This window comes from Hymenobacter coccineus (genome assembly GCF_001816125.1).
GTDB lineage: Bacteria > Bacteroidota > Bacteroidia > Cytophagales > Hymenobacteraceae > Hymenobacter > Hymenobacter coccineus.
The window spans coordinates 1-3,160 of the sequence record NZ_MDZA01000216.1 but is presented as its reverse complement, the minus strand read 5'-3'; the positions used below and the strand labels follow the sequence as shown (position 1 = coordinate 3,160).

The window sequence follows — 3,160 nt, the reverse complement described above, 5'->3', positions numbered from 1 at the left end:
GTAGCTGGCGTCGGCCGTCAGGGCGCGGCTGTGCTGGAGTCCGCAAAGGCGTGCCGCAGGTTCAGGTTGGCGGCGAGGTTGGGCGTCGTCGCGTTGCGGTAAGCGCCGGACACCAGCGCGCGGCTCGGGGCCCCGGCGGCGTCCAGCAGCGTCACCGCGTTGGTGCCCTGGCCGGTGCTTTGGGCCCCCTGGCCGGTGAGGGCTGCCCCGAGCGTGGTGCGGCGCGTGAAGGTGTAGTCCACCCCGGCCTTCCAATTGTGGGCCAGCGTGCGGGTGGCGAGATAGTCTTCCTGCTGGCTGCCGCCGGTGGGCTGGCCTTGGTCGTAGAATACCCGGTGGCTGGTCAGGCGCAGGTAGGTGCGGCGGTCGGCGTAGGTGTAGGCGCCGTAGGCGTTGGCTTTGCCCCGGCGGTAGTTCAGGGTTGCCCCCGTGGTCAGGCGGCCGTACACCCCGCGCCCGTAGCCCAGGTTGACGGTGCCGTTGGCGCCCTGGCGCTGGTCTTTTTTGAGGTTGATGGCGATGACGCCGGCCGTGCCTTGCGCGTCGTAGCTGGCCGGTGGGTTGGTAATCAGCTCGATGCTTTTGAGCTGCTCGGCCGGCAGCGTGCGCAGGTAATCGGCCAGCTCGGTGCCGGTCATGGGCTGGCGCTTGCCGTCGATGAGCACCAGCAGGCCCTGCCGGCCGCGCAGCGCCAGGTTGTCGCTGCCGTCCACCGTCACGCCAGGGGCCCGGGCGAGCACGTCCAGGGCCGTGTTGCCGGCCGCCAGCGGCGAGTTCTCCACGTTGACGACCGTGCGGTCGGCCAAGTGCTCGAACAACGGTTTCTGGCCCAGCACCACCACCTCCCGGAGGGCTGTGGCGGCGCTGGTGCGCAGGACCACCGCGGGCAGCGCCAGCCCCGCGGCGGGCAGCGCAAACGGGGCGCTCCAGTAGCGCTCGTAGCCCACCTGTGCCACCGATACCAAGTAGCGGGCCCCGGCCGCGCCCGCAGCGCAAAGGCTCCCTGGGCATCGCTGAATTCTGACTTCACCACCACGGAATCGGCTGCGCGGTGCAGGGTGATGGTGGCAAATTCCACGGGGCCCCCGGCCGGGTCGCGCACCGCCCCGGAGACTGGCGCCGGGCCCTGGCCGGAGGCCGGTAGCGCGCCCATCAGCCCCCCGCACAGGAGGATTGCGGGGACTAGTTGCCGCCAGCTTGATGGGCAAACGAGAGCCACTAGGGCGAGCACCCGCATTAAAACAGCCGCCAGAAGCCCCCGTTCACCCGGGCGGCGGGGGCCCCTGGCGGTGGCCGGCAGGCCAGGCCAAACGGTAGAACAGGAACGAAAAAAGGGGAGGGGAAGGCGAGGGCACACGACAGGCAGTGGGCTAGTGAAACGATGCCGCAAAACTCCCGCGGGCCCCGCACCCCGCTGCCCCAATGCGTGCATTGGCCTGCCCCAATCTATGTTTTGGGACGGCTCAGTTCGCTGGGCGCCTGGCCCACTACCTTTTTGAATACGCGGTTAAACGTTGAGCGTGAGTTGAATCCGCTCTCCAGGGCCACGCCTACCAGCGAGTAGTGGGCAAAGCGGGGGTCGGCGAGCAGGCGCTGGGCTTCCCGCACCCGGTAGGCATTCACGAAGTCGCTAAAGTTCTGGCCGCAGCCCGTGTTGATGACTTTGGACAGCAGCCCGGGCGTGATGCGCAGCCGCTTCGCCACCTCCGTCAGGGTCAGCTCGGGTTCGAGCCAGGGCTGCTCCTCGGCCATTAGCGCCAGCAGCTTGTCGCGCCAGGCCAGCAGCTCCGGGGCCAATGGCAGTGGTTCGGTGGCAGGCAGCAGCGCTGGCGACTCGGCCACGGGCGTTGCTGGGGCCCCCGGGGCGGCGGTCGCCGGCGCCAGATTTGGCGTGGCCACAGGCTCAGGGGCAAGGGGCGGGGCGGGGTCAATGTCAAAGCGCAGCGGGGTGGTGGCGGCTGCGTAGTTGGCTTGCAAGCCGACGGCAATCAGCCAGTAAACGAGTAGCCCGCGCAGGAAGAAATAATTCCAGGAGGCGGCGTCGCTCAGGTCGCCAAACTTCCAGCTCGCCAGTGTGAAGAGCTGGCTCAAAACCAGGGCGAGCACCTGTACCAGCAGCAACTGCCGCAGCCCGGCGAAACGCAGGCGCTCGGTGTCCGAAAAGTTGTCCTGGAGGTAGCGGGTGTAGCGCCGGTAGTCGGCCAGTACTCGCCAGCAATAGGCTGGCAGCAGCACGTATTGCGCGTAGCCGAGGTAGTGGTCGATGGCTTGCGCCGCGTTCAACGCGGGGCCCGGGGTACCCAGTGGGGTCGGCTGGGGGCCGTGCGCGCCGGGTAGCCACAGCAGGTCGTAGCCTAAGGCCCCGGCCAGTAGCCCGAGTTGCAGCAGGCCCGGCAGCAGGTGCCACCAGGCCCGGGGCCACAGCCGAAACTCCTGGTTGGTGAGGCTCCGAAAGTAGAGGTAGTAGGCGGGGCCCAGGAATAAGTTGAGCCGCCAGGGCACGTACAGCATGGCCGCCCGGTACCCGTTGGGGCCCTCGTACCAGCCGGCGTAGCCCAGCATCTGCTGCGCAATGCTCAGGCTGGGCACCAGCAGTAGCAGGGCCAGGAGCGCATCGGCCAAGGTGCCGCGCCGCAGGGCCCGCAGCAGCAGCCAACCGGTGGCGATTAGGCCGGTTACCGCCGCCGGCAGCAGCAACGAGCTGTAAGCACCGAAATTAAACAGCATGGATACCTTGGTTTGCTAAGTAGATGGCCGTGCGTCGAAGCACTCGCCGGGCCCGATTCTTCCTGCCGATGAAGCCCGTACTTGTGCTGATGCGGCCCCCGTGACGGCGGCCTCCGGGGCCACCGACGGCGTGGGGGCCCCGGCTAATTGCCGGCCGCTGCATCTGCGGGGCGCTGCACGTTTTGCAGCTGGGTGCGCAGGGAGCTTTCGAGCTGGTCGATTTCCAGCTCTACCTGGCGGACGGCCTCCTCGCTGTAGGCATCGGCGCGGTGCAGGTGCAGCAGCAGGCCGCGCTGGTGGTCCACTACGGCCAGCCGGGCCCGCAGCAGCTGCTCAAACGCCATGAAATCGTTCAGGCCGGCGGGGGTGTCGGCCGTGGGCGCGCCGCCGTCGGCCGCCGATACGATGCGGCGCAGGCGGTCGGCCTGGCCTC

At 68.8% G+C, this 3,160-nt stretch carries 3 protein-coding genes; all 3 read right to left on the bottom strand.

Translation table 11 applies throughout. The annotated features are described in order from the left end of the window. Positions 1-17: 17 nt before the first annotated feature. The gene (locus BEN49_RS12990; protein WP_158022903.1) at positions 18-956 is read right to left on the bottom strand and encodes a TonB-dependent receptor plug domain-containing protein; all 939 of its coding nucleotides are present in this window, start codon (positions 954-956) and stop codon (positions 18-20) included. A gap of 490 nt (positions 957-1,446) precedes the next feature. Next, on the bottom strand, positions 1,447-2,727 hold the full coding sequence (locus BEN49_RS12985; protein ID WP_070744076.1) for a helix-turn-helix domain-containing protein: 1,281 nt from the start codon (positions 2,725-2,727) through the stop codon (positions 1,447-1,449). A 143-nt stretch (positions 2,728-2,870) separates the two neighbouring features. Beyond that, positions 2,871-3,160, bottom strand: a 290-nt coding sequence (locus tag BEN49_RS27975; protein WP_158022901.1) for a hypothetical protein, incomplete at its 5' end; no start/stop codon positions are given.

Excerpts from the sequence above, each read along its gene's own strand:
- BEN49_RS12985 (WP_070744076.1), bottom strand. The coding sequence starts at position 2,727 with ATGCTGTTTAATTTCGGTGCTTACAGCTCGTTGCTGCTGCCGGCGGCG.